Source organism: Gimesia algae (assembly GCF_007746795.1).
Lineage (GTDB): Bacteria > Planctomycetota > Planctomycetia > Planctomycetales > Planctomycetaceae > Gimesia > Gimesia algae.
The window spans coordinates 7,621,327-7,647,631 of sequence record NZ_CP036343.1; the positions used below are offsets into that span (position 1 = coordinate 7,621,327).

A 26,305-nucleotide genomic window follows, 5' to 3' on the forward strand; every position below is an offset into this window, starting at 1 on the left:
CCCCGAATGCACTCTTTACCCTACTCTTCAGGTGGTGGGGTTGGTCTATACTCAGTGTCTTGCATACGCTCATCTACATCGATAGACAAGTCCAAACCTAGCTCTATTTCAACGCCTGCCTTATTGTTATCGTTGTAACTATCCACATCGGTTTTCAACTGAACTGCATCTGAGACGATTTGACCTCTTCTGTATTGTACGGATGCCCTGACCTCATCTGGATCTGCTGTTTCGAGATCACACCAAAAGAACTGTTGTTTCTTGAGGCCTGTTGGTGACTCCGTTATTACGGGGTAGCAATGTTTTTTCCGAACTCGCCTTCCCTGTAAGTCTCTATAATATTCTTCCCTGAGCGATGCCCCAATGCGACGTGCAAGCATTTTTTCCTGAGCATTGTTGCTATACTCAGCTCTTCCTGACTGGAGTGCCCATCTTGCAATCTTCCACAATTGCGTGGGCCACTCATTGCCAAGGTCACGCCATTCTTGCACAATCTGCTGGTCTAGGTCTTTAGTGTTTTTAGGTGTTCTTACTTGCATCTTTAATCCTTAATACTCAAACAATGTCCCCACCCATCAGTCATACATTCTGATGTCACGATATCACGAACCTTTACCAGCAAAGGCCTATGTGTTGAATAGCTTAACTCCCCTCGATGCTGAAGCTGCCCAACAATTATTCCAGGATGAATCCTGATACGATTAGCAAATTGATTAATCTTGACTCTGCTATAAAGCGGAGAGGTCCGGGACACAAAGTCATCCAACACTTCTGATGGTATTAGCGTAGAAGCAGCTTCCCTATCCGCCCTGAGCTCTATTTGATCCAACTCCGCTAAAGAGCGTCGCTTCTCTCCAACTAAATCAATGTCTACGGTGTTTGAATCTTTATGTTTAACGTGAGACAACTCGTGAGTCAGAGTATGCCAGAAACTATCGATCCTGTCGTAACGTAATGAGAGGGCAATGACCGGAGAGTTTTCATCTAACCACAAAGCCGCCCCATCAATCCGAGTTTTTTTTAATTGCTGAACTATTACAAAACGGATGCCCATTTCGCTTAATACTCGTGAAACTTTACGAGTCTCTTCTGGCCAAGCAGCTAATTGGCGGAGTTTTTCAACACCTTTGTTAAATGCACTTTGGGAAAATTCTGCCGCAGGCAAGAGCTTCGCAAGTTGTTTCGCTCTAAAACACCAAGCCCTCTGTGGAGCATTCAGGAATGCTTCTTGTACACTTCTTCTAGTTGAAACATTTATTTGAGGCTCAGAATTTAAATCTCGCACCCCAAAGAAAGAGCAAAGTTCTTGTTCAAGTTCATCAACAGTTTCAGATTTTCGTATCCAATTTCTGCCTTCCATCTCTTTCACCGGCGCCACATCAAATAAACGTGCTCTTGCAGAAACTGCAGGATCTGATTTCACAAGTGAGAGGCGATAAGCATTCTCTGTCCTCATCCACATCTCGGGATCATCGCCAAACGCAAAGGCCAATCCAGTAGCTGTTTCTGGTGTTATAGATTTCTTTCCAGTAATGATTTCGTTTATTGTTTGCAAAGGGCGACCTAATATTTTGGACAAATCATCCTGTGTCCATCCTTTGTCTGCGAGCTTCGTCTTGATAATCTCTCCAGGCGTCATTTGATTCTCTCTTCAGATTCTGGCCAAACTGAGTGTATAGTAATGCATCCGTCCGTATATTGTCAATACCAGCTTTTCAGTGATTGGCTGATATTGCTGATGTATGCATTAAAAATAGCGTAATCATAGTAAGGGACGATAGCAAAACAGCGACCTTATTTCTATGCCAATCACCCTGTTCACCAGAAAGATAGTCGCATTATCACTCATATCCACACCTCAATGATATTCGGATCATCTTCCGGAAACCGGGGAAGGCACACCAGCCCTTCGGGCAGTTGCTCCCGGACCGCTTCCAGCGTCTCTGCCGTCCAGTGATCGCCGGTCGGAACGACATCACGATCGACTTCAAACCGCCTGCACACATACACGCCAGGCAGATCAGCAGTCCCCGGCCCGTACACACAGTATTGATTCATTGACTCAGTCATGGCTCACTTCCCCTTCGGACCAGGCAACAGCAGTTGAGTCGGTTCCGTAGCCGTCTTGTCGTATCGCTCCGCAATCAGCGGCGTCATAATTTCGGCCATGGTCTGCTTTGACCAGGGGTCGACAATGTGAGCCATGAATTCATGTTCAAACTCGAACAGTCCGGACTCGACGTTTTCCAGCTTGGAGAGGATCGAAATATACAAGGCACGGAACGACGATCGCAGGTCCTGCTCATAAGCAGCATACGCCTGACCTTCTGTCCGCTCTTTCCCCTTATCCGTGAAACGGTACTTGTTCGCGTTCGGATCCGGATAGTTGAACTGAAAGCGGATCATGCGGTTGCGAATCACAAATTCGACTTTCCAGAAATCCCGGCTTTCTGTCCGGGAAACGGCATCGCAATCATATCGACGCAAAACCCGGCTGATGTCGTCCATCGACTTCTCATAACTGACTGATGTTTTTTCTGCGTATCTGCCCACTTGATTGACCTCAATTCAAAAATTCAGAACGGCGTTGACGCAACTGTTGTTTCAAACGCCCGACAATATCCTTATGCATCTGACTGATGCGTGATTCAGTGAGCCCCAGTTGTTTACCAACTTGGCTCATACTCAGATTTTCGTAGTAGTACAGGATGATCAGCAGCCGCTCCTGGCGATTCAGGCCACGCGTCACCAGCTGCATCAGATCGCGGCTCTGCATTGGTCCGGTCGGATCCTCGCTCCGCAGATCTTCCAGAATGTCACCCACACTTTTATCCTTTTGCCCGCCTGACTCCTGCAGTCGCTTCTGCAGACTCTGCTGGTAAACGGCAGACGCCTTTCTCTTCAGCTTCCGGAACGCGTCCGGAGACAGATTCATTTTCTCGGCAATCTCTGCCTCAGTGCCTGGTCGGCCCTGCTCTTCCTCAACGGCCCGCTCCGCGGCTGCCAGTTTGCTGGCCGTCCCCCGCACGAGCCGCGGCACCCAGTCCATCGATCGCAGCTCGTCCAGCATCGCGCCCCGGATCCGCAGTACACAGTACGTCTCAAACTTGATGCCCCGCTCCAGGTTGAATTTATTGATGGCATCGATCAGACCAAACACACCCGCCGTGACCAGATCATTCAGGTCCACCCCATCCGGTAATGTGTCCCACAGCCTGCCGGCGTGATATCTCACCAGCGGTGTGTACCGTTCGATCAGTCGATTCCTCAGTACCATGTTTTTCGGATCCTGTTTGAACGCCTTCCAGACTTCCGCGATCTCGACCGAGTCGGTCCCACCACGCTTCCTCTTGCCCATGACATCATCCCTGACAAATAAAAAAATCAGAACATCTGCTGCTGCAGTTTGGGAAGCGGTTCCCCGACCAGGTACATGGTTTTCGGATCGTAGACCGGCGACCGTTTGGCCGGCGGCCGCTTCGCGTTGATCTGGTCTCCCATCGGACCGTTACAGACCAGCACAATCGTTTTCAGTTTCACGTTGAACAGAGGGCTGCCGGCACGGCTCGTGTTGTGAACCTCGACGAAGCCCGTGTCTTTGCATTCGCAATTGATGTTACATTTTTTTCTGATACATTCATTCCGGTACATCACTTTTCCTTTCCAGCTTGATCCTGCGGACCTTGCCATGCCCGTTGAACAGGATGACGCAGCGCCGCCGGTTGCGGCCCTTGCCTTTTTTAGGCTTGATCTTGATGACACACGACATCGAAACCACCACGCCTTCCCCGTCTTTCAAATCCAGTGAGATCCGTCCCATAAACCTTCCCTGCCCTGTGATTATTTCCTGGGAAATATTCAGCGAACTTTGTAATACCTCAGTTGTGCCCGCACGCTCTCCAGCTGACGGCTGCAGTGAAACCGTTTTTTGTTCCAGACCTGCGGAAACAGGACTGCTGTTCCGCCCGCCGCCCGGAACCGCTCACAGTTGCCGTCGTGATCGTCGATCAACAGCACGCCCCGCCGCGCCAGATGGTGCTTGTCGACAGTCATGTGCACCCGGTCGACGTAACCAGGCAGATACTGTTTCAGCCAGCGGATTTTCCCGGTCGCTGCATGCTCACAGTTTGCGGGACTGGTCAGAATGCCGATCTCGGCCCGGCTGTCCGCGAACAGTGCCAGCAGATCCCGCATCGCGGGGAGCGGATCCAGATTCGCCCACCAGTCAGACCCGTGCCGGCTGACCAGGTTCCACATGCGGTCGACGTCGACCTGCAGGGCCTGCTCTGTCGTCGCCCCTTCCGGCCAGCGTGATTCCTCATGGAAGCGATCCCGCTGCAGCAGATCACAGATCCCGCCGAACCAGTCGACCAGCACCCCATCCATATCAAAATAAACCCGATTCATTTTCATTCACTCAATTCCTTTTCAGATCATTGATCGCATCAACCGCTTCCTGGCCCTGAATAATCCAGTCGCCTGGATACTGGATGTAAGCGTCTGCCACATCACCGTGTCCGCAGCAGGCATTCATTACTCCGAACAATTCACCCAGGCAGCCATCGTGCCCCTCTGGCGTATCACAGAGACCACATTCACCACAGGGACGTTCTTTCCACGCCTCGACAGGCTGGCCGGTATCAACGTAGATCCAGACGCCCTGGTCGTAGTGATAACAAATCGCATGCCCTCGCCACTTCCCCCCTGCTACCATTCTTCCAGCTCCTTTTTGGTCAATCCCTTCTTGGGGTCGACGAGACCCAGTATCTGCAGTTTGGTCATCGTGGCATGCAACCGCTTCAACGACTCGCAGACTTCATCCAGCGAATAAAATTGTTCTTCCAGTTCCGGGCAACGCTGAACCGCACTGATAAACTTGGCCGAACAGCTGGGCAGCGGAACCGCCGCATCCAGTACGGCACGAATCGCAGCCTGGTCCCACTGATCCAGTAACACATCGCCGTGCGAAACATGCTCACGCTGACACTCTTTCACGCCCACGATTGGAAATCCTTTCACACAAACTGTGGTAGCTTTGTTTTAGCCAGTGCCTTCGGGCAGCTGGCCGGTTCCTGTTTTTTGTCCTCGCCCTTTTCAAACTCCAGACGCAGCTGACTCTCCATCTCCAGAATGCGGTCAATCAGCTCGCCCCGCTTCAGGTCCTCGAGTCCGTCCTGGGGGAACTTCCATTCCTTCGACAGTTCAAGCAGTTGCGGCTTCGTGTGCAGTTGCAGAAAGTCCTCTGTGAGTTCCCACTCTGTTTCAATGTCGATCGCCAGTTCTTTCGCGATCTCTCCAATCTGCGAATGGTCAAACGCATTGTGCCCGATCGGTATCAGGATGTACTGGGCAAGCGTCGTTGCTGCCAGGTCTTTACTGCTGGATTGAACCGACCCCAGGCCTTCCCACGAATTGGCACGGAGCCTGTATCGTTCGCCTTTGATTTTTCCGCCCCAGGTCTTCACGCTCGACCTCAGGTGTTCGCCGCGAAAATCATTAACGCCGTTATCCATCGTGATGGAATAGAACAACAGCAGTTTGAACAGAAACCCGTCTGATGGTTTGCGATGATCTAACTGTTCGCTGATCTTTTGCTGATACCAGGCACACTTCCAGTCGGCATACTTACGGCCCAGCTGTTCCTTTCGTTTTTTCGCCGCCTGTCGTTCTGCATGATCGATGTCGGCCTGGACGTCTTCAGGCGATCGCGTATCCTGAACTTCACGCTCAACAGGCTGGATGCCGTCCTCATCGTCATCATTGAACAGACTTCCATTTTTCCTGGTTGACTTGCTACCGGAACCGCTAGACTCCATGAATTGTTTCTGTTCGGCTTTCGCTTTCTCCTGCAGTTCATGAAACAGGTCTGTATTGAAAGCCCGCTCGATCGGTGCCCCCCAGGCGTTTCTGAATTCTTCAACCTGCAGCTCTTTTTTCAAATCGTCAGTAACTGAAAAATTAGCCTCGTGCACGGACACAGTGACGGCATGCAACGCCTCTTCCAAAGCCTCACGGAAATCCATTGGCCCCAGCACATAGCCTTCAGCGTAATTGTTGCGTATTTCCTCGATTGTATCCGGCAGAGCCTCAAACACTTGCGGGTACTTTGCCCAGGGAACCAGGTCACGCGCGAACGTTGGCGGAATCTCACCATCAACCAGTTTCTGCTGCCACTCTTCCGGCAGCTTGAGCAGCCGGATCCGGTTGGCTATATGAGCCTGCGAAGTTTTATAACGCGTCGCCAGCTTCTGCTGTGTGAGCCCAGTCTCTTCCAGCAGGTTCAGCCAGGTATAGGCTTCCTCAATCGGGTTCAGATCCTCGCGAAACAGATTTTCCGACGCCTGCTTTTCCAGCGAATCAACATCACCCGACTCGATGATGCGGCAGGGAATCGTGTTGAGCTTCGCTTTTTTGCTGGCCCGGTATCGCCGCTCGCCGGCAATGATCTCGAAGCAATCAGCATCATTCGGATGCACACGCACGAGGATCGGCTGCAGCACGCCATGCTGCTTGATGTTCGCAGCCAGTTGGGCGATGCCTTCCTTACTGAAAACTTTCCGCGCGTTGGTTTTGGATGGCTTGAGTACATCGATTTCGATCAGCTCAATATTCAGATTCAAATCGGTATCAGCGGCATCGGTCGCGTTCATGAATTTGCCCTTTCGGTTGCTGTGGTGGTTGGTGGAAGCGTGGCCTCAGGAATCGCTTTCCTGGCCCATTCGTCATCCTCGTGAGTGAAGCAGGCCTGAACCGGCTTCTTGATATTCGTGCCGTACAGATGGCCCAGGAGCGAAGAGAACAGCCCTCCGCGATTCTTGGCTTCCTTGTACCGGCTGGCATAACTGGCCAGTCGGAAAAAATCTTCCTGGGCAGACTCGCTGTGCTTACAGACTCCCTGTGCAAGAGCGATCCGATAGAGTTCCTGAACTTCGTGTGGATCCTTCAGGTCGTCGTCGGAGATCTCCCGACCGCCCCAGTTGACCCGCGCCCGGGGAGGCGGTTTCGAACTGTTCTCGGACTTCGCCACTCTCCTCAAAGAAAATTCATCTAATCCCACATGTTCATGGCTATGGATCATGGAGGTTTTTATTAATGCTTCTTTCTCCATGTATGTTTCATGTACATGTAGGGGCGATGGCCCCGGTTTGGCCCCGGTTTGGCCCCGGTTCAGAGGAGGTTGGCCCCGGTTTGGCACCGGTTCAGAGTCCGTTTCGGCGCCGAACTCAGCAGATGGCCCCGGTTCAGAGTCGCTGCCTGAGACGATGGCCCCGGTTTGGCCCCGGTTGACAGCCGGATCGTGAGGCGATGGCCCCGGTTTGTGAGACGTTGGCCCCGGTTCGGAAGCGCTGGCCCCGGTTTCAGCGGGCAGATCGTCTGCCGGACTGGTAAACATGCGCTTTGTGAATTGACCCACCGCTCCCGCCATCCGTGACAGCCAGGAGCACTTATCAACTCCAGCTTGAGCGGTGGGATCAACCTCATTCTCAGTGGCCCGGTTTTCCTGCTGATCGAACAGCAGCCGTTGCCGATCGTTCTGTTTTGGTTCCGGTTTCGCTTCCGACTTTGCCGGCTTGGCTTTGATGTAACCGTACAGATTGTGAGTCGCTGCGGGTGCATCCAGGAGCATGCTCATATCAAAGTGATAGACAGAGCTTTTGCCGTTGGATCGATCGATCCACAGAATGCCGTAGCGTTCCAGGTACAGTAGCCGGCGTTTGACCGTCCGGACACCCAGACCGGCCAGCTTCGCGATCTCGCGTTGACCGACGCCACGTGCCGGCGTGTAACTCCCCAGCTGAGCGCAGAGCGTCGCCAGTGCATAGGCCAGCTTGCGGTCTGTTTCTTCCAGGGGAAGTTTTTCGCACAAACTGCGGATCAGATCGTCATCGATTTCAATGAGATACTTCTGCTGTTTCTTCATCCCGGCCCCTCTCTACCATCTCAACTTCGACACCAGCGGCTGCAGCTTGTGCCTGAATCGCTCTCCAGACTTCCCGCCTGTAGATCTTGAACTCGGGAGCGAAACTGAAACCAAGCCGGACCTTGTCCCCGCGAATCTCGACGACCATCAGGGAGCCGACTCCGGGAATATCGATCGCCTCATTTTTTTTGCGACTTAAAACGAGCATGATAAAAATTCCTTCCTTAGAAATATTGAGAATTGAAAATCCATTAAAACGATCAGCGATCGAGGGTCTCGACCACCTTGATGTATTCGAGAGGCACCGGCCCCATTACATTGTTTAGCAGAATGGTGGGGATGCCGCTGAGTGGCCAGGCAGCGGAACGGGTGGTGGTCTCAATCACCGTGCCCATGTCGTATTCAACAGCGGTGCCGATTTTGTACCGCTCATTCCAGGCCTCGCAGAGCTGCGAGGCGGCCCGTGTTTCAAGTTCCTGTCTCGTTTCCACAGTTTGTATCTCCTTAATTACTGGATAATAAAAGCCGCATCTATTGCGGGCAGATGTCCGGCCTGCAGTTGGCCGGCTTAGAGACCGGGTCGGTCTTGGATGTTTGCGTTTCGATCAGATGGACCAGCTCCTGCAGGACCGGTTTGTGATTGCACCACCAGGTCAGGTCAATGCCGCGGTACTCGATGTCGGTTTCATCGAAGCGAAACCAGTCATCCCAGGTATGAGTTTGGCTGTCGTTACCGATAATGAGAACACGGCACGTCATGCCAATGCTGACAAGCTTATCCCCCAGGAGAAGGTTGCAGATTCGCTTCGAATCGCTCACATAAAAGAAAAGGACATTGAAATCCACGTCGTGCCCGATGAGCACCGCTTTGAAATTCCGCTCCGTGATCATGCCTCTCTCCTTCCAGCTGATTGAGTGCCGGCTTCCCTGAGACGGTAGATTTCCGTGCCCATCAGTTCGATGGTTTTCTCCATGCAGCGGAGCAGGATTTCGTTTGGCCCTGGCTGCTGTGCCTGGTCGAGGTCGGAACGAACATCGCGGCGAAGTACTCCCAGTGATGCCGGGGCAATCACTTCCAGGGCGGCGACTCGCTTATCGTCCTCGATATCCACCACACCGATATACAGCTCACCGATCGTCGCCGCTTCACCAGGTGCCAGCCGGATGTACTGAAACTCATCAGCCGGTTTGACCTCGCCGGTCTGGCTGCCTGGCAGACTATCATTTGCTGTCGTTTGCTGCCGGGCTTCGCCCTTTGTATCGTTCTGAATTCTGCCGGGCGGCACGTAGTAGTTGCTCACAACATACGTGGGCCGATCATCGGGCAGGTAATAGCCTCGCCTGGTCTCAAATCGCCGCAGCAGTCCTTTATCCACCAGCTTGGTGATAAAGTTGCTGACACTCTGTGAGTGAGTGAAACCCAGGTGAACCGCCAGTTCTTTCAATGTCGGCACCATGCCATTTTTTTGTGCGTGAAACGCGCAGATAAATTCAAATACCTGCTGCTGCTTTGGCGTGATTCTGACTTCCGGTTTGTCCAACATCGTGACTCCGTTCTGTTGTTTTTATTTCACTGGTATCCAAGGTTTTTGCGAGTTTTGCCGTCGATATTCGACCACCTCAGCCGCCACGTCGTCTGTACTCAAACCAAAGACAGCAGCCAGCAACGCCACTGAGATCCAGCAGGCGACTTGCCCTTCGTCCATTTCGCCCGGTTCATCATTGAGAGCGATCCAGCGTATGCCATGGTTCAACCGTTTTCCTTTCCACCTCATGACCGGTCCCATTCTGGCGGAAACAGCTCGTGCGTATTCCTGACCTTGAATTCTGTTTCATAATCCCTGCGATGCTCCACGCTTTCGACCTGGAAGCCAAAGCACAACCAGGCGTCGCAGAGCCCGCGAAACCACTCTGCCCTCAGCTGCTCAGGACCAGCATGAATCGTGATCTGGCTCACCGCCAGTGAGGCTCTGGATTTCAAGTTAAAACGCAATACGTGTTGATAACATTGAGCAACGTCGTTCATGGCCCTGCCTTTCCAATGTGGAAGCGAAATATCGCTTCCGTGTGTTTTTAAAATGACTTCCAAAAAAGTGCCGGTCTATTCCCGGCTGTCAGCCGTTTGTACTGCCGTCCCGGTTTGGCTTTCGCCGTTACGCCATTCCTGACGCCCTGGCATCCCAGTTCACGCTGGGGCACCTGCAGTGCCGCCTTTATCGTCGACTGCAGCGACGGTATTAAAAGTCAATCCGGGCATTCTGCCGACAGTGGACCAGCTGGCCTGAGTGCCGACATGGCAGCGGTTTCTAAGACTTCCGGAACCTTATCGATTTCACGCACAGTCACAGATCGGTCGTCATGCACGTGCAACTCGTGAGACTGGCCGTCCTGGATGATGGTCTTCGTGCCATCTTGCAGAACAATTTCAACTTGTGTTGAGTTGTAATCGCAGTGTGCTTCAACAGTCACAGTAGTAGTCATTTCAGCTCCTTTGAAAAAACGATTGATTGAAAGTGCTGGGATCACGGCTCCCAGCGGGCCGGCGTTAAACTTGGACCTGCTGTCCTGGGTAGTCGGCCCTACCCACCTTCAAGGTTTTACGGTTCGCGGCTTACGATAGACGGCCGCTTCAGTCACGCGGTAGCGCTGGACACTGTCGACGTACCTGTTGGCATCCTGTTCGACGTCTTCCAGATACTCGTTTGCCAGAGCTTCGTCAAAGAAATAACGCGTCGACCGCAGTTCCTGGTCTGGCTTCCAACGGTTCACAACGCGGACACGAATCAGCCTTTCGAGGCTGAACGGCTCCCCCTGGGGGAGAAGTTCCCAGCACAGTTCACGACCATCATCAGATCCAGTCGCCAATTCGTTCCCCTCAACCCATTCAAACGGCTGCTGATCTGGTATCACCGGTTCAATGTTCGCAAGGCGGATTCCGCACTGGACGCCTTCAAGCCAGACGCAGGCACAGGCACTGATAATGCTGGCAGTACTGCGGGTGACCGCTTCGCCATCGGGTTCCCCGCTACGTTTTTTCTTCCAGTACTTCACACGGGTGCCGACTGAATATGTTTTATTGAATTCATCGCAGGCGCGATTGGCATTCTGAATTTGTGTTTCAAGCGACATCTGAAAATCCTTTTAGTGAGACAATCCGCTGTCAGCGGCCTGCCGGCACGATCGCCGGCAGGCCTGGGCTTGTGCCTGCCCTATCAAAATAAAAAACGGGAGGGCCGGGACTGAATGAGCAAACGCACAACGGAATGAATGGTTGTTTGTTGACTCCCCGACCAGTCGGCAACGAGCCGACTCCCGTAGACTGTGAAAACCCGTGCGAGCGCCTCCCCAGGTCCTCGCACGGGCTGCAACTGCGGGTAACATCCCCCGCAGAAAATGAAAGAGAGCCCGCGCGGGAAACCACCCTCGTAATCCCCACGCGGGTCGCGGTCGCAGGGAACGTCCCCGCAGGCAAATGTGAAACCGCCCTGATGTCAGGTTCAATTGCATCAGGGCGGAACTGGCAGGCAAACGGGCCGGTCAGCCTGACATGGTTGCGTTGTGTGAAAAACCCTGCTGATGCCTCTACTTCACCAGCAGGGACCCGACAGACAAGAGGGCCGTCCGGCCTGCCTGGATTCGAATGTGTGAAAGTCGCACGGGGGGAGTAAAAGCCAACACCCCCCGCGCGTGAATCGGCGCGGCAGTGCGACACAAGAGAGGTCAGCACTGCGGCAGGCTGGTTTGTGTTAGGGTAGCCTGTGCGCCGATGGATCATGTTATGCTCCCTCATTGAAAATACGGATTTGAGGACCAGAGACGTGAGGCAGCACCATCTGCCCCAGCAACTCGCTGGCCTGACGATCTGTATCTGAGACCCGCTTGGCTCGATAGTGAGTCAGCATTGTCTTGGAGCCTGGGGCATGTCCCAGGCGTTTCGTCGCCACTTCGTCGCTGATGCCCTCGGCAATAATGGTGGCAGCCGTGGAACGAAGGTGTTTTGACTTCACCCGCTGATCTTCCGGAATGCCGGCCTCACGCTGCATGCGGGTCATCGTGTTGGAGAAGTGTTCGAACGAAAGCGGTTTACCGGTCTTGCCGTTGATCCAGGGCAACAACGGTTCCCCCTCTTTCGATGGCAGCTTCGCCAGGATGTCGACCACCGCCATCGAACCCAGGGGGATTCTCAGAGAGTTGCGGGTTTTGTGATATTTGGCTGGCAGGAACAGTTCTCGTTTCCCCAGCAGCTCGCGATCCTCGGGCCGTTGAATCAGCAGCAGGCCCCGCCGCCTGAGACCTGTCACCAGTCCCAACACTAAGGCGGCTCGCCAGAACTCGGCAGGCGTGCAACCATCGATCATGGGTGACCGAGCATTCTGAGATGCTTCGCTGAATTGCTGGATCTGCTCGACGGTAACAACCTGGGGGTCGGTTTCGTCGACGGTCAGCAATTCGCAGTAGGGCGGAAACTCGATGTGACCGTAATTTCTGCGCCCGGGGCCGCGTGCTTCTTTAGGGCCTGCCTTTCCGAGGCAGGTATTGAGAAACCCGATTTCATTGTTCAAAGAAATATTGCTGAGCGGCTTTCCTCGCGGACGGTCATCCTTCCGCTTTGCGAGGTATGCTTCAAGATGCTGATCGGTAATCTCATTGAGGCGCAGATTGATCAGGTTGCAGTACAGAGTGAACCGGTCAAGAACACGTTTCACATTACTGATGTAAACTGCATTTTTGCCGTGCACACTCAGGCTCTGGATGTACTGCAGGACATAAACTGCCCAGTGAATTCCGCTGTCATCGGTTAAAACTCTACGCTGCTGCATGCTTTTCTCCTTGAAAAACAAACAGCGATGAACTCAAAACTCTCCGTAGCTCATCATCGCTGGTGACCGATCACAGCAATCGCGAGAGGCGGCAAAAGAAAGCGGGCGCGCAGAATCACCCCTGGCGAGAACCGAAGTCTTCACCAGGGGTGTCAGCAAATATGCACGCGTCAGGTCGAAGCAGCGCATAAAAAAATCCCCGTTACTTGCCGGCCACACTCCTCAACATCAATTGGAGCAGGGCGATGGTCAAAGTTAATTGATCACCACCCACGGCAGAAACGAGAATGTTCGGATCTGAATTGTGGTAACAGGCTGACTCAGCCCGCATGGTGATGTATTCATAAACTTGTGGCAAGGACGATCCTAGCGGGCGATTTAAAATTGTCAATCCAGAAATGAATATTTTTCAAAGGAGGGATTTAACTGTAATGACGCGGAGGGGAAACGATTCTCTGCAGTGTTTTTGACATTGATGCCGAAGATAGGGAAGCGTAAAGCAGGCACACTGAGACAAACAGGCGCATAAAAAAAGACGACTGCCCCACTCCCCGGAGGGGTGAGGCGCGCCGCCTGTTTCGTCTACATGGTTGCCACAAATCTAATACATCACCAGAAATGGAGGGCCTTACGGTTGTCCTCCTACCGTGCAGACAATTACAGAAATCTTTTTTGCAGCGACTCTCAGTGATGAATCTCAGCCAATTTGGCTAGAATTTTTTTACCACATCAAGTCGTAACATATTGCCCAAGAGAGGATTCGAACCTCCACATCCATTACAGATACTAGAACCTGAATCTAGCGCGTCTGCCAATTCCGCCACTTGGGCTTTTTACTGATCCCTTTTGATATTATTAACTTACGTCAATTCTATATCAACCGTGTGAGACAGAATTTCTGGCTGAGAAACCGGTAAAGTCTGCTTCCGGCTCTGCTCCGCCTCACGGGGAAGCAGGTATATTATAGACTTTGGTCCCCTATTTCCAGTCTTACGCCCCGCAAATTTAGGACAACTGCCTGCAGAACGGGGAGCAGGAACCGATTATGCGGGTGATTGCCAGCCCCGGTTTCTCAGCGTTTGAGTCAATTGAGAGACCGCTTCTGCCAGACCATGCCGGGTACGCGGAGTTGATCGTTAAATGTGCCCTGCCATTCGACTTCCAGTCCGCCCTGCTCCAGCTCTTCCCGGATGATGTTTCCGATCTCTGCACCTTTTGTCTTTTCATCTTTGGGGTCAACAGGGCCAAAGGCCAGATAAAGGGGCAGTCCATCCACAGCGCGTTCCAGATCCTGATTATGGTAGAAGCAGTAGCCAATCACCGTTTCCGGATGGGGATGCTCTGCCAGATAGACCTGGAAGATGTCATACCCGTCGGTTTGTGTGTTGCCTGCGTTCTCCAGTGTGATGAGCCCCCGTTTTTTCATGCCGGCAAACGCCTGATCCAGACGATCACAGTCGGTCACGGCAGGCCAGTTTTTCTGTTCCGCGCGGTGTGCAGCCAGCCGGGCATCGATGGCAGCGGCGACCTGGGTTTCGTCAAGATCGCCGGGGGCATCCATCTCTTCGCAGAAAACGCGCATCAGATCGGTTTTATCATAGAAACCCGAACGAACCAGCCAGTCCATTTCAGTGAGTGCTTCCGCATCCAATCCCATCTGAGAAACCTTTTGCTTAAGAATCGGTACTTTCAGCAACTGTTTTTTCTCAACCGGCGGTGGTGTGACGGCTGTCTGATTTTGTGCAGAATCACAACCGGACTGGAGCAGGCAGGCGATGAGCAACAGGTTCCCTAATTTCATGGCTGCTTATCTTTCCCTGTCAGCTGTTTTTCATGCTTCATGACCCAGTTGTACTGCTCGGGAGTATCCGGCACCGTGACGCGTCGCTGTTTTGAGATTAACTCGAATGCCTCTGATGTCGTCAGGCCGTGCTGCAGCAATATGCCCGCCGCCGTCATCCCGGCCCGCCCGATGCCCGCGCGGCAATGCACGACCGTGTGACTGCCAGCCAGAATACCCTGATACAGGGCCCGGGTGAAGTCCGCAAACGCTTCGATGGACGCAGGCAGACAACGATCCGCGACGGGAAACGATGTAAACAACATGCCGTGCTGTTCTGCGAGTTGGGGTTCGTCTTCCAGACCGACCTCGATAGCTTCTTCGTGTTCCAGCAACGAAACAATATGCGAGATTCCCAGCCGCGCGATCCCGGCGAATTCGTCGTCGATCCATTCCCCGGGAACCGGCCTGGCCATCACCGACAGCGAGCCGGCGCCGATCGTCTGGATGGGGTAGATGGTTGGTTGGAACATTAGCTTGCCTGTCTCATTAATCAAAATCACTAACCACGATATCCCGTACCCGGAACCCGACGTTCAAATTCGTCACACAACCAGGTTTCCTGTACCTGACGTTCGAAATGATCGTGAATGTGAAAGAACTCCTCTTTCGACTTCACCTGCAGGTATTCCTGTTTCAGATTTCGAAAGCACATCATGCACCCAAATACCCCATTTCCGTAGGGGCTATAGTCGGAATAAAGACAGTTGATACAAGCCTGGATAAAGAGTCCATCCGGCAATTGCTTCTGGATCTTCAGCAATTTATCTTCCATATCCTCCAACCTTCCGGAAGAGACATATTTAATAGCGTTGTATTCCAGAGCAATCTGAAATCCCTCTTTATCAATTCCCCCACGGTCGTTTGGCTTACCCAATTCAAAATGAACTGAAAGATCAACTTTGATCAGTTGATTTCGATCATTGACTAATACAGGAATTATGAACTCAAAATCACAGTCAACCAGACTGTCCTGATGAATTAGAAAACGATCCGGCAGGCAAACTGATTGTACCGGTTCCATGTCGTCGAACATTTTTCCCACAAATTCCCAGCCATCCAGATTGATGCGGATGTCGGCACCATCGTTGGTCATGGTGCCGACGATGGTGCCTATGCGGTCGGTGTATCTGAATTCTGTTTTTTCCATAAGGTCAAATCACTACTGTTGGCGGAGACTAGAAAATGGCCACACCATGAAAAGCCACAGGCTCTCAGATGTTCCGAATCAATTTTGCAACAACGGCTGGCCGCACCTGCGATCAATGGCGACTGACAGTCAGAGCAGAAGTATAAATCATAAACGGGCCAGTCAGGTGAATGCATTTCTATACTTTCTCCAAACTGATTGCCCCATGGCAGACCGCCACCGTTGATACCACAGGTCTGGATCCATTCGGAAGCAAGAGGGCCAATCCCCTGACACAACAGCTGCTGCGGCTTGAACCAGTCACCTGTCTCATCATAATCCCGGGCTACTTTTTCGCCTGTCTGACAATCGATCACGCCTCGTCCCTGCGATGAAATTACGAGAAGATGGGGACTGTTTTTGGAAAAGCCCAGGTCGGTTAACCCGCCAACAGCCATACTGACCACTCTTTCCCAGCCAACGGGGGATTCCGCCTCTCGAATCTGATCGAGCAGTGCAATGAGCCGTGCTCTGTTGGGATCTTGCTTTTTAAAAAAGATCATTGTGTCCCTCTGGTTCTCAACAGCAATTCAATCAAGAGTTTTAAATATATGAAATCAATTCTGTGTGTCAGCTGCTTTTGTTTTTTCGAAATCTGGTACTGTAATAACAATGATATCTGCCACGAACCGGCCTGAGCAATGATCAGTCCCTTGGCAAACAGCAGGATCACCAGAAACAGGAAGACTTTAAGGTAAATCAGGCGTTTGCTGTTGAGATCAACCATGATTGACAACATTTAATAATTTCATCGAAATATGATATTAAAAGTCTGGTATCAACTGAGGATGACACGTTACTTCAATGGGATCAATGAAATATTCGCCGATGTTATGAATGTATATTCATATCCCCGAATTATATTCGGCCCCACCCATTTTTTTTTTCGTGTCATTTCGTGTTTTTCGTGGTAGAAGATTCCAGTTCGAACGTTTCACCGGTTTCCATTGCGAGGCGAAACTGGTGTGTACCGCCCCTGTTGCATGACAGGTTGGTGACTTGAAACTTTAATCTGCGATTGCCCTGACAGTTTCCTGTTGTCTGCGACAACCCCGGATTGCATCCGGGGGCACCCTTTCTTTTTCATGAGCTGTAATGAGTCAGCTGCGGTTTCTGCAGATCGGGAGACAACCGGAACTAACGCTTAATGGCTAATCGGGAACCAGCCTACGGCGAATGGCACAGGCACCTTTCTATTCATTTTTTTAGCATTCTGTGGTTCGGGATTTTCATCTGTGGGGTATGGGAGACGATCTTTATAATTTGATGTGAACCAGGTAGTGATGCTGTTTACGTAATCACTGTCGGGGCAAGCCAACTGTGCCACACGCATGTCTGGTTTTGTAAGACACATTGCAATTAATTTTGAGGTTTCCGTGTCACAGCCCGGCTTGTCCGGCCGTATCGAATGGATATAGGAATCCCGGTTCTGGATTGTACGTGGTAGCTGCGACCTCCTGCTCGCTGCGCTCGGCCCGAATTACATTCGGGCTTACCCCTGCATCAGGAGCGGGAACTGGTTTTTCGGGCAGCGTCAGGCAAGCGAGCTGTGCCACCGGCATGAGAGGGCGTTGAGTAATGTACGTTGTTTTGGTGTTCAATCTGCTTTTCTATCCGGGGTGTCTGGTGACTGTGATACCGTTGCATGGTGAAATATTTTCTATAGAGGCGTGGGGGCGTCAAGGGGGATGGGAGGAAAAGATGTGGCGATATAGGTTGATACAGGACCGATATGGTGCGACGCCGGGACGGTTTCGGAGTGAAAGCCTGCGAAGTGCGTCGACCCGCAGGCATACACTGGGAACTGGTGCGGTTATGCAAACTGATTATCTGGAAAAAAGGGGTGTGAATCGGGTGCACACAACGAACAAGTGTCGCGTGTTTCAGTGCACTGTAAACTGGGCACGCGCGCGACTCAGAACAACGCTTATCTCCGTTGGCGTGACCGAGTCAAGTTCATTTTTTTCAGTCGCGCAAAATCAAAGCCCGGCTCCTGTTATGAAAGCAGCCGGGCTTTATGAACTGATTCAGCCGGAATTAATTCGAACCGCCTGCCGAAGCAGCAGCGGCAGTCTGACGTGTGCGGGGCAATTCCGGCAGTTGCTGTTCGAGATGCCCTTTGGACCTCGACCAGACGAGCAGGCCTTCGACCATCATCCAGATCTGGAGTCCGATTACTACAATTCCGAACAGGAACAGATGCCATTCATCGGCGCTATAGGCCCAGCCCGAGCTGCTGTTGAACATGTTCCAGAGCATGGCCCAGGCGGGCATGATGAGCATGACGATCATGGGAACCAAGGCAAATATGATGGGTTTATTCCGGCGACGGAGGTAGAACACGATGACCATAAACGCCAGGCCGGCGAGCAGTTGGTTGGTGGCGCCGAACAGAGGCCAGAGAATCAGGCCGCCACTCCCCGGACCTGCTGCAGCACTTTTAGGCAGCATGGCAACCATGCCACCGAGGAAGACAGCCAGTCCGGTGGCCGCATATTTGTTGGTGAGTGGCTTGATATGAACGGTGGCCGCCAGTTCCTGAATGACGTAACGCTGCAGACGCGTCGCGGTATCGAGTGTGGTGGCGGCAAAGCTGGCAACGAGGACGGCGATGATGCTGATGCCCAGTTTCATGGGAATCCCAATCGCGCCCAGAAAGTTCGCCCCCCCCAGAACGAACGCACCGATTTTGTCTTTCAGTTTAAACGCGGCCCAGCCATCTGCTGCTTTCCCGTTATAGAGGGTTTCCCAGGCAGCGAGTCCGGTGAGTTGGGTTCCCGTGGAGGTATCAATGGTGGGCTGATAAGTATAAGCGGCTCCCGAACCGACGCGGGAGAAATCTCCCATACCGACGCCGGCACAACAGGCGAGAATCACGATGACCGCCAGACCTCCTTCGAGGAGCATGGCACCGTAGCCGACGTACTGGGCATCGAGTTCGGATTCCACCTGCTTGCTGCTGGTTCCGCTGCTGACGAGACAGTGGAATCCGCTACAGGCGCCACAGGCAATGGTGATGAACAGGAACGGCCAGATCGGGGGCGCATCTGCGGGGATATTCGTGGCGACCGCGGGGGCACTGCCAACCAGATCTGCCTGGCCCGTCGCTCCGGCAACGATGGCTCCGATCAGCAGCAGTCCCAATGCGAGGACCAGCTGGTGACTGTTAATGAAATCGCGGGGTTGCAGCAGCAGCCAGACGGGCAGAACCGAGGCGATGGCACAATATCCCAGCAATACGAAGGTCCAGAGAATGACGGTATTGGGGAATGGTCCCATGACGGGGATCTCCAACATAGCTGCGATATTAACGGGCCAGTAATACGCGCCCAGATAAATCGAAGCGTAGACTATCGCCAACGCGACCAGCGAGGGCACGAGCAGGCTCGCATTCTGTTTATAGACCATCAGGCCGATGACAATGGCGATGGGCATGGTGATCCAGACGGGGATCACTGTTTCCGGATAATCAGCGAAAATGGTAGCGATGACCAGTCCAAAAATCGCGAGCACGACTGTCAAAGCCAGCAGCAGAATCAGCAGGAACAGGATACGGGTGCGTGGGGCAATCAGTCGCCCTGCTACTTCGCCAACAGTTTGTCCGCGGTTGCGCAACGAGACGACCAGCGCGCCGAAATCGTGAACGGCGCCGATGAAAATCGAACCGACCAGAACCCACACGAGTGCAGGCAGCCAGCCCCAGAAGACAGCAATCGCAGGGCCCACAATGGGGCCAGTGCCGGCGATACTGGTGAAGTGATGGCCGAAGATGACTTCTTTTTTGGTGGGAACAAAATCGATATCGTCCCGCAACTGTTTACTGGGAACTTCCGCGTCTCCATCGACGTTAAAGATTTTCTGAGACAGCCATTTCCCATAAGTGTGGTAGGCAATGATGTAACCTACAAAAGCTCCTGCGGCGATCAACAGTGTGGCCATTCGTGTTTTACTCCAGCATTTCTCAATAAATCAGCTGTATTGATAGATGATTTCAGGGCTCCGAACCGGTTTGAAGTCGATGCGGACGTGAATTTCGTGTCTGATTTTGCACTGAAGAGGGGCTCCCTGCCAACAGGAAGTCTTAAATCAGAGCGCTTAGTACAGATTATCCAACTGCCTCTGGAATCGCAAATCAATCGGTCCTGCTGGCAGCCAGGCCGCACTCATAAACACACATTTACATAAACATTCATGCACTGTCCCACCCGCACGCAGGCCGCAGACTCGGCACAATCGGTAAACTTGATGGATCCCGCAAACCAGCACCCATCTTTTGGCAGCAGCGTTATTTATCCCATCTTAGCAAAGATTATCTGTGAGAATGGGTCGATGTAGTTAGTACCCACGAGGAGCTCAGTAAATGAAGCAGGGATGTGGGTCATTGCCGGTAAGAGAATTATGCATGAAAACGCATCCGGTCTCTGGTCAGTCTGAGAAATCGGAATTGTCCGGGATCGAATTCTTGAAGTCGGTCTGATTTGTCTTATTTACATACGAATATACAACGGGTGACAAACTTTAATTCAAATCAATAAGAGGTTTGTCGCCTCTTCAGATATCACCTCATTGGCCCAGAACTAAGATCTACGGAAGGAGTATTCACGATGCTTGTATTGTCGAGACAACGCGACGAGAGCATCATCATCGGTGACAATATTGTCATTACAATTGTCGATATCCGGGGTGATAAAGTACGGTTAGGAATTCAGGCACCAACAGAAATTCCAGTGCACCGTCAAGAAGTATACGATGCGATTCAACGAGAGAACGCGATGAAAGAATCGGAAGCGCATCGTCCTGCGGCGAAGTCGCCATCAAAAAATGCCAGCGAATGATTTCTTTGCCTGAAAGTCATTCCACTGTTGGGGATAGCAGTGACTGGTGAAACTACAATTAAAGAGTAATTGAATGAGTCGCGAAGGGAGGTCGATAATGATGTCGGCCTCCCTTTGTTTTAGTTTGCGGGTAAAAATATTGCTGTCACAATCTGAGTGAAACCGTCCAGTGGCGATCGGATGTGATTTGCGCTGCTGTCGTAGTCCAGTCACAACTGCTGAGCAGTTCTCTGACTTCATTCAGCGTCAGAGCGGCGTGCAGGGAATCTTGAAACATCTGACGCTGATGCAGATTCGCGTCAGCCGCGTAACATGTTACCAGCCGATCCAGTTCTGTAAGCGAATCGGGCCGAAGCAGATCACGCAGGAAGAGAAAGCCTCCCGGCTTCAGAACGCGTTTGATTTCAGCGAAGACAGACTGCGGTTCGGGAATATGGTGGATGAGACTGTTGCAAATCATGCCATCAAAACTCTGATTTTCACAGGGGAGCTGCTTGGCATCCGCGTGTTCCAGGAGTATCGTTTCGGCCAAACCAGCGCGCTGAATATTTTGCTGGGCTATCTTAAGCATTTCCGCGGCGAGATCAGTGGCGATGATCTGCAGTTGAGGAATGTGACGACAGATCTCAATGGGTATGAGCGCCGTTCCGGTTCCCAGGTCGAGAATTCGGATCGGCTGCGTATTGCCAGCAATCGTCTGTTGTTGCTGGCAGGCAATGATTAAGGGCAGCAAAGATGCTGCGAACTGCTGATTAACCTCGCTGTGATCCATGGCGTCATAGTCGACGGCTTCTTCGCGGGTGTCCATGACTTCAGGTTCGAGTTGTCGTGGAATCATCATACATTCCTGCAGTGAAACTGAGAGATTTCAACTATGACGAAAAAAAAACGACGATAAAAAAAGAGCCCTCACTCACTGAGAGAGAGGGCTCTTTACGATTTTCCATCATGAATGGCGGACGATGATTACTCCCCTTCGGAAGTACCGCTGTCCCCGTCCACTGAGCCGACGGTTGCCAGCTCTTCTGTTTCTGCTTCGTAAGAACCATCGAATTCGAGCTGTTTCTTATCGCCGACTTCGCTGACCTTGACGAGCACTTTATTCTTACCTTCAAAGGCACCACGCAGCAGCTCTTCTGCCAACGGGTCTTCGATGTAACGTTCGACAGAACGACGCAGCGGACGTGCACCGTAATCGAGTTCGCCACCTTCGGAACCTTTGTCGATGATAAATTCGCGAGTTTCGTCGGTCAGTTCGAGGGTAACACCCTGTTCTTTCAGACGGCTGCGGACTTTGCCCAGTTCGATATCCACAATCTGCTTCAGTTCTTCGCGGGTCAGTTTGCGGAACACAACGACTTCGTCGAGACGTCCCAGAAACTCCGGTTTGAACTCTTTCTGCAGGTCGTGCATCAGATTTCGTTTCATGGCATCATAACTGGTGTCATCGTCGGCTTTACGGAACCCGAAGGCATCCCCGTGAGCCATTCCCTGAGCACCGGCGTTGGTAGTCATGATCAGCACGACATTCTTGAAGTCAACCTTGCGACCGAAGCTGTCGGTCAGGTGGCCTTCTTCCATAATCTGCAGCAACATGTTGAAGACATCGGGGTGTGCCTTTTCGATTTCGTCCAGCAGCACGACGGCGTAAGGACGACGACGGATTTTCTCGGTCAACTGACCGCCTTCTTCGAAGCCAACATATCCTGGAGGGGCACCAATCAGACGACTGACGTTGTGCTTCTCCATGTATTCACTCATGTCGATCTGAATCAGAGCAGACTCATCGCCGAACATGAATTCAGCCAGTGTTTTGGCCAGCAATGTTTTACCGACACCAGTGGGGCCGGAGAACAGAAAGGCCCCCATTGGTCGCTTGGGATCTTTCAATCCACTGCGGCTGCGGCGGACGGCTTTGGAAACCTGCTTGATGGCTTCGTCCTGGCTGATGACCCGCTGATGCAGTTCATCTTCCATATTCAGCAGACGGACGGTGTCTTCGCTGGAGAGTCGAGTCAGAGGAACGCCGGTAATTTTCGCGACGACTTCTGCAACCACTTCCGCATCGACGACGCCATCGACTTCTTTTGATTTTTCACGCCACTCCTGAGTCAGCGACTCTTTGCGTTTCTTCAGTTTATCAGCCTGATCCCGCAGGTTGGCAGCCAGTTCAAAGTCCTGGTTGGCAACCGCTTCTTCTTTCGACTGGTTCAGGCGTTCTGATTCTTCTTCCAGCTCTTTGAGATCGGGAGGACGGACCATGGATTTCAGACGGATGCGAGCGCCCGCTTCGTCGATAACATCGATGGCTTTGTCTGGCAGACAACGGCCGGTGATGTACCGGGAAGAGAGTTCGACCGCTTTTTCCAGCGCATCATCGGTGATCTGTACCTTGTGGTGCTCTTCGTAGCGCTCGCGCAGGCCACGAAGAATTTCGACTGTCTGTGAGTCTGTCGGTGGTTCTACCATGACGTTCTGGAACCGTCGTTCCAGGGCGCTGTCTTTTTCAATGTATTTACGGTACTCATCGAGAGTGGTTGCACCGATACACTGCAGTTCGCCACGGCTCAGAGCTGGTTTCAATACATTGGACGCGTCGATCGCTCCTTCTGCACCGCCGGCCCCGACGAGGGTGTGTAATTCGTCGATGAACAGGATCGTATTTTTGGCACGACGGACTTCGTTCATGACGGCTTTAATGCGTTCTTCGAACTGGCCGCGGTATTTCGTACCGGCAACCATCATCGCCAGATCGAGTACCACGATGCGACGATCGCGAAGCAAGTCTGGAACTTCGCCGTTGACGACCATCTGGGCAAAGCCTTCGACGATCGCCGTTTTACCAACGCCGGCTTCCCCTAAGAGAACCGGATTGTTTTTCTGACGACGGCAGAGAATCTGAATGACACGTTCGATTTCTTTGGAACGACCGATCACCGGATCCAGTTTTTTCTGCTTGGCGAGTTCGGTCAGATCGCGACCGAAGCTGTCCAGCGCGGGTGTTTTACTTTTGCCGGCTTTCTGAGTGCCTGTTCCCGGAGTCCGTTCGCCTGCTTCGCCCCCTTCCAGGCCATGACCCAGAAGGTTGAGAACTTCTTCGCGAACTTCTTCGAGTTTCAGCCCCAGATTCATCAGAACCTGAGCGGCGACGCCATCCTGCTCACGCAGTAGACCCAGCAGCAGATGCTCTGTTCCCACATAGTTGTGGTTCAGATTGCGTGCCTCTTCCATGGCGTATTCGATGACTTTTTTCGCACGCGGCGTCTGAGGCAGCTTGCCCATCGTGACCATGTCCGGCCCGGACTGCACAATCTTCTCGACTTCCAGGCGGATTTTTCTCAGATCCACATCCAGATTTTTCAGCACATTGGCTGCGACACCTGAACCCTCTTTGACTAATCCCAGAAGGATATGTTCGGTCCCGATATATTCGTGATTGAACCGCTGGGCCTCCTGATTGGCCAGCTGCATCACTTTTCGAGCTCGATCTGTAAACCGCTCGTACATAACTTGTTTCTCCTATGGCCCGTACATCCCGGGCTCTTATGGATGAACACTGTGAATCTGAGCTGAAACCAGCGGCTTCAATTCCAGACCCACTTCTCCCAACCTGTTTATGAAATTTGAATTGTCGTTATATTGTCTGTTGAAAATTTAAAAACGTCGCAACGGCATGTGTACATTCAGTTACGGCATTCTCAATTGATTCGCTACCGTACTTTGAAAAAGAAAGGTTCCAAGGAATAATACGTTACTCACCAAAAAACGTCGAGGATTTTCCCAAAACAACTGAAAGAACAACTGAGGAAGTGACTGAAATATCACAACTTACTGAAATATTATACCCATTTTAACAACCGAAATTTCACTGGCCTGTACTAAACCGGGACAGGGAGTCTGATTCATAGTGGAAAACAAACAAAATCACCACCCTGCCAAAGCCTTAAAATCGACACAATCCACAAGGCCAGCATTTTCAATTCTAGTCCCCAACCCGTAATGTAGCAAGATAAGCCTTTGAACGGTTACTCTATTTAGATGAAGACTGGGATGTCACCAGTCGGTAACATTCTATTTCTTTAGGCTTCTCGCAGTACAGAAACAGTACCATTTCCATGCATCATTTACTGACCGCCGGAGCACAACGGGCTTTAATTCAGGCAGAAAGGATTGCCAGCAGTTCAGCTGAGGCGGAACCGGCACTCGCCCCTCTGCTGGCTGCGCTGGCTCTGGAAGAATCGCGGGCTGCTGAAATCATGTTGGCGCATCAGGTTGACCTGGCCTTGATATTACAGGAATTCCAGTTGCCACTGCCTCAGGATCCAGCCATATCCCCCCTGGACTCACCAGATCAACCACTGGAAATGTCTCAGGCATTGCAACAATATCCTGATTTTAGAGAGGTGTTAAATCACGCGATGCAGCAGGCGAGCCGCTCGGACATCCCTACTGAAATCGGGAGTGAGCATCTGCTGTGGGGCCTGCTGGCATCTGCGGGACAAGAATCTGAATGGCTCCACAGGAAAGGATGCCTTTCAGCAGAAAAGCTGGATGAGTCGATCAATGATGTTTTTCGACAGACAGCCGAACCGATCAATGTCGATTTTGCTCTGCGAACGGTTGCTGCTACAACCGGGGATCAGACAAACACACTGCGAACGATTGATGCCGCCGCCAATCGCCTGCGGGAAGGTTTACGAGTCATCGAGGATTTCCTCCGCTTTTCTCTGGATGATGCTCATTTAATGAGTCTGCTGAAATCGACGCGGCATCAGCTGACAGACGCCCTCAGGTTTATCGGCACTGACGCTTTGATTTCCAGCCGTGATACTCTCAACGATGTCGGTACTTCAGTCAGCACGACATCCGAATTCGATCGTTCTTCGCTGGAACATCTACTGCAGGCCAATCTGAAACGGGTTCAGGAAGCAGCGCGAACCCTGGAAGAATTCAGCAAACTGATTTCGTCGGAAGCGGCTGCTATTTTTAAACAGATGCGTTATGCCAGTTATACGCTGGAAAAAACCATCTTGACCTGCATCGCCAGCCAACGCAGACTGGAAAACAGTCGGCTCTATCTGCTGGTTTCGGAAAGCCTGTGTCATCATGGCGCGGGTCCGGCGATTCGAGAGTCACTGGCTGCGGGTGTGGATCTCGTCCAGATTCGTGAAAAATCAATGACTGACCGCAAGTTAATGGTACATGGAAAACGTGTACGGGAATGGACCCGCGAAGCAGGGGCGATGTTGATTATGAATGACCGCCCGGATCTGGCCATCGCCATTGATGCAGATGGCGTGCACGTCGGTCAGGACGAATTGCCCGTGCGGGAAGTACGTCAGATTGTAGGCCCCCGGAGACTGATTGGTGTCTCGACCCATAATATAGAACAGGCGCGACAGGCGGTGCTGGACGGTGCTGATTACATTGGAGTCGGCCCCACGTTTCCGACTGCCACCAAGAATTTTGCCGAACATGAATACGCGGGACTGGATTTCGTCAAGCAGGTCGCCGCTGAAATCACGTTGCCCTGGTTTGCTATCGGAGGCATCCAGGCCGATAATCTAAAGCAGGTGCTGGAAGCAGGTGCAACCCGAGTCGCGGTGAGCAGTGTTATTTGCAGCCACGAGCAGCCGGGGCAGATCACCCGCGAATTACTGGAACCGTTCTCGAACTGATCTGATTGGATCAATAGAAAAC

31 protein-coding genes and 1 tRNA gene are annotated in these 26,305 nt (G+C 52.2%); 2 read left to right on the forward strand and 30 right to left on the reverse strand.

Features of this window, described 5'->3' with window-relative positions; genetic code table 11:
• Positions 1-20: 20 nt before the first annotated feature.
• The 28 genes from Pan161_RS28975 to Pan161_RS29115 form a co-directional block, all read right to left on the reverse strand.
• Positions 21-539 carry a hypothetical protein gene (locus tag Pan161_RS28975; protein WP_145232201.1) on the reverse strand — a complete coding sequence of 173 codons (519 nt, stop codon included), beginning with the start codon at positions 537-539 and terminating at the stop codon, positions 21-23.
• A 2-nt stretch (positions 540-541) separates the two neighbouring features.
• Entirely contained in the window at positions 542-1,639 is a 1,098-nt protein-coding gene (locus Pan161_RS28980; protein WP_145232202.1) for a helix-turn-helix domain-containing protein, read from the reverse strand.
• Between the two features lie 206 nt (positions 1,640-1,845).
• Positions 1,846-2,070 (reverse strand): hypothetical protein, encoded by a 225-nt coding sequence (locus tag Pan161_RS28985; RefSeq protein ID WP_145232203.1) that lies wholly within the window; start codon positions 2,068-2,070, stop codon positions 1,846-1,848.
• A 3-nt stretch (positions 2,071-2,073) separates the two neighbouring features.
• Positions 2,074-2,553: a hypothetical protein gene (locus tag Pan161_RS28990; protein ID WP_232103545.1), complete on the reverse strand. Its 480-nt coding sequence runs from the start codon at positions 2,551-2,553 to the stop codon at positions 2,074-2,076.
• Positions 2,554-2,563: 10 nt separating this feature from the next.
• A complete protein-coding gene (locus Pan161_RS28995) occupies positions 2,564-3,358 on the reverse strand; it encodes a FliA/WhiG family RNA polymerase sigma factor (RefSeq protein WP_145232205.1) in 795 nt (264 codons plus the stop codon).
• Between the two features lie 26 nt (positions 3,359-3,384).
• Positions 3,385-3,651 carry a hypothetical protein gene (locus tag Pan161_RS29000; protein ID WP_145232206.1) on the reverse strand — a complete coding sequence of 89 codons (267 nt, stop codon included), beginning with the start codon at positions 3,649-3,651 and terminating at the stop codon, positions 3,385-3,387.
• The gene (locus Pan161_RS29005) at positions 3,638-3,820 is read right to left on the reverse strand and encodes a hypothetical protein (RefSeq protein ID WP_145232207.1); all 183 of its coding nucleotides are present in this window, start codon (positions 3,818-3,820) and stop codon (positions 3,638-3,640) included. Before Pan161_RS29005 ends, Pan161_RS29000 begins: the two co-directional genes overlap by 14 nt.
• A gap of 38 nt (positions 3,821-3,858) precedes the next feature.
• Entirely contained in the window at positions 3,859-4,413 is a 555-nt protein-coding gene (locus Pan161_RS29010; RefSeq protein ID WP_145232208.1) for a 5' nucleotidase, NT5C type, read from the reverse strand.
• A gap of 4 nt (positions 4,414-4,417) precedes the next feature.
• Entirely contained in the window at positions 4,418-4,714 is a 297-nt protein-coding gene (locus Pan161_RS29015) for a hypothetical protein (RefSeq protein ID WP_145232209.1), read from the reverse strand.
• Positions 4,708-5,001: a hypothetical protein gene (locus Pan161_RS29020; RefSeq protein WP_145232210.1), complete on the reverse strand. Its 294-nt coding sequence runs from the start codon at positions 4,999-5,001 to the stop codon at positions 4,708-4,710. The genes Pan161_RS29015 and Pan161_RS29020 overlap by 7 nt, the downstream gene beginning before the upstream one ends.
• A 14-nt stretch (positions 5,002-5,015) precedes the next feature.
• Positions 5,016-6,650 (reverse strand): ParB/RepB/Spo0J family partition protein, encoded by a 1,635-nt coding sequence (locus Pan161_RS29025; RefSeq protein WP_145232211.1) that lies wholly within the window; start codon positions 6,648-6,650, stop codon positions 5,016-5,018.
• Entirely contained in the window at positions 6,647-7,921 is a 1,275-nt protein-coding gene (locus tag Pan161_RS29030) for a helix-turn-helix domain-containing protein (protein ID WP_145232212.1), read from the reverse strand. Before Pan161_RS29030 ends, Pan161_RS29025 begins: the two co-directional genes overlap by 4 nt.
• Positions 7,893-8,129 carry a carbon storage regulator gene (locus tag Pan161_RS29035; protein WP_145232213.1) on the reverse strand — a complete coding sequence of 79 codons (237 nt, stop codon included), beginning with the start codon at positions 8,127-8,129 and terminating at the stop codon, positions 7,893-7,895. Before Pan161_RS29035 ends, Pan161_RS29030 begins: the two co-directional genes overlap by 29 nt.
• Positions 8,130-8,181: 52 nt before the next feature.
• Positions 8,182-8,412 carry a hypothetical protein gene (locus Pan161_RS29040; RefSeq protein WP_145232214.1) on the reverse strand — a complete coding sequence of 77 codons (231 nt, stop codon included), beginning with the start codon at positions 8,410-8,412 and terminating at the stop codon, positions 8,182-8,184.
• 40 nt (positions 8,413-8,452) lie between these two features.
• Positions 8,453-8,812 (reverse strand): hypothetical protein, encoded by a 360-nt coding sequence (locus Pan161_RS29045; RefSeq protein ID WP_145232215.1) that lies wholly within the window; start codon positions 8,810-8,812, stop codon positions 8,453-8,455.
• A complete protein-coding gene (locus Pan161_RS29050; protein ID WP_145232216.1) occupies positions 8,809-9,465 on the reverse strand; it encodes a LexA family protein in 657 nt (218 codons plus the stop codon). The genes Pan161_RS29045 and Pan161_RS29050 overlap by 4 nt, the downstream gene beginning before the upstream one ends.
• Before the next feature lie 21 nt (positions 9,466-9,486).
• Positions 9,487-9,696, reverse strand: coding sequence for a hypothetical protein (locus Pan161_RS29055; protein ID WP_145232217.1), 210 nt, complete (start codon positions 9,694-9,696; stop codon positions 9,487-9,489).
• A gap of 469 nt (positions 9,697-10,165) precedes the next feature.
• The gene (locus tag Pan161_RS29060; protein WP_145232218.1) at positions 10,166-10,402 is read right to left on the reverse strand and encodes a hypothetical protein; all 237 of its coding nucleotides are present in this window, start codon (positions 10,400-10,402) and stop codon (positions 10,166-10,168) included.
• 108 nt (positions 10,403-10,510) lie between these two features.
• Positions 10,511-11,050 (reverse strand): hypothetical protein, encoded by a 540-nt coding sequence (locus Pan161_RS29065; RefSeq protein WP_145232219.1) that lies wholly within the window; start codon positions 11,048-11,050, stop codon positions 10,511-10,513.
• 31 nt (positions 11,051-11,081) lie between these two features.
• Entirely contained in the window at positions 11,082-11,696 is a 615-nt protein-coding gene (locus Pan161_RS29070; protein ID WP_145232220.1) for a hypothetical protein, read from the reverse strand.
• Between the two features lies 1 nt (position 11,697).
• On the reverse strand, positions 11,698-12,741 hold the full coding sequence (locus tag Pan161_RS29075) for a tyrosine-type recombinase/integrase (RefSeq protein WP_145232221.1): 1,044 nt from the start codon (positions 12,739-12,741) through the stop codon (positions 11,698-11,700).
• Positions 12,742-13,486: 745 nt separating this feature from the next.
• Positions 13,487-13,571: transfer RNA gene (locus Pan161_RS29080), tRNA-Leu, on the reverse strand.
• Positions 13,572-13,825: 254 nt separating this feature from the next.
• Entirely contained in the window at positions 13,826-14,542 is a 717-nt protein-coding gene (locus Pan161_RS29085) for a DUF6891 domain-containing protein (protein WP_197995582.1), read from the reverse strand.
• Positions 14,539-15,054 (reverse strand): protein-tyrosine phosphatase family protein, encoded by a 516-nt coding sequence (locus Pan161_RS29090; RefSeq protein WP_145232222.1) that lies wholly within the window; start codon positions 15,052-15,054, stop codon positions 14,539-14,541. Before Pan161_RS29090 ends, Pan161_RS29085 begins: the two co-directional genes overlap by 4 nt.
• Positions 15,055-15,083: 29 nt before the next feature.
• Positions 15,084-15,731, reverse strand: coding sequence for a DUF6304 family protein (locus Pan161_RS29095; RefSeq protein WP_145232223.1), 648 nt, complete (start codon positions 15,729-15,731; stop codon positions 15,084-15,086).
• Positions 15,695-16,273 (reverse strand): hypothetical protein, encoded by a 579-nt coding sequence (locus Pan161_RS29100; RefSeq protein ID WP_145232224.1) that lies wholly within the window; start codon positions 16,271-16,273, stop codon positions 15,695-15,697. Before Pan161_RS29100 ends, Pan161_RS29095 begins: the two co-directional genes overlap by 37 nt.
• A complete protein-coding gene (locus tag Pan161_RS29105) occupies positions 16,270-16,509 on the reverse strand; it encodes a hypothetical protein (protein WP_145232225.1) in 240 nt (79 codons plus the stop codon). The genes Pan161_RS29100 and Pan161_RS29105 overlap by 4 nt, the downstream gene beginning before the upstream one ends.
• Positions 16,510-17,807: 1,298 nt before the next feature.
• Positions 17,808-19,709 (reverse strand): carbon starvation CstA family protein, encoded by a 1,902-nt coding sequence (locus tag Pan161_RS29115; protein WP_145232227.1) that lies wholly within the window; start codon positions 19,707-19,709, stop codon positions 17,808-17,810.
• Between the two features lie 665 nt (positions 19,710-20,374).
• On the opposite strand from Pan161_RS29115, the gene csrA reads away from it, so the two are divergent.
• Positions 20,375-20,605 carry a carbon storage regulator CsrA gene (gene csrA / locus Pan161_RS29120; protein WP_145232228.1) on the forward strand — a complete coding sequence of 77 codons (231 nt, stop codon included), beginning with the start codon at positions 20,375-20,377 and terminating at the stop codon, positions 20,603-20,605.
• A 145-nt stretch (positions 20,606-20,750) separates the two neighbouring features.
• Here csrA and Pan161_RS29125 read toward each other — a convergent pair whose 3' ends face one another.
• Together Pan161_RS29125 and Pan161_RS29130 are read right to left on the reverse strand one after the other, a co-directional pair.
• On the reverse strand, positions 20,751-21,446 hold the full coding sequence (locus Pan161_RS29125; protein WP_232103546.1) for a class I SAM-dependent methyltransferase: 696 nt from the start codon (positions 21,444-21,446) through the stop codon (positions 20,751-20,753).
• A gap of 125 nt (positions 21,447-21,571) precedes the next feature.
• Positions 21,572-24,112 carry an ATP-dependent Clp protease ATP-binding subunit gene (locus tag Pan161_RS29130; RefSeq protein WP_145232229.1) on the reverse strand — a complete coding sequence of 847 codons (2,541 nt, stop codon included), beginning with the start codon at positions 24,110-24,112 and terminating at the stop codon, positions 21,572-21,574.
• Between the two features lie 608 nt (positions 24,113-24,720).
• Here Pan161_RS29130 and Pan161_RS29135 point away from each other — a divergent pair.
• Positions 24,721-26,283 (forward strand): thiamine phosphate synthase, encoded by a 1,563-nt coding sequence (locus Pan161_RS29135; RefSeq protein WP_145232230.1) that lies wholly within the window; start codon positions 24,721-24,723, stop codon positions 26,281-26,283.
• Positions 26,284-26,305: the final 22 nt, after the last annotated feature.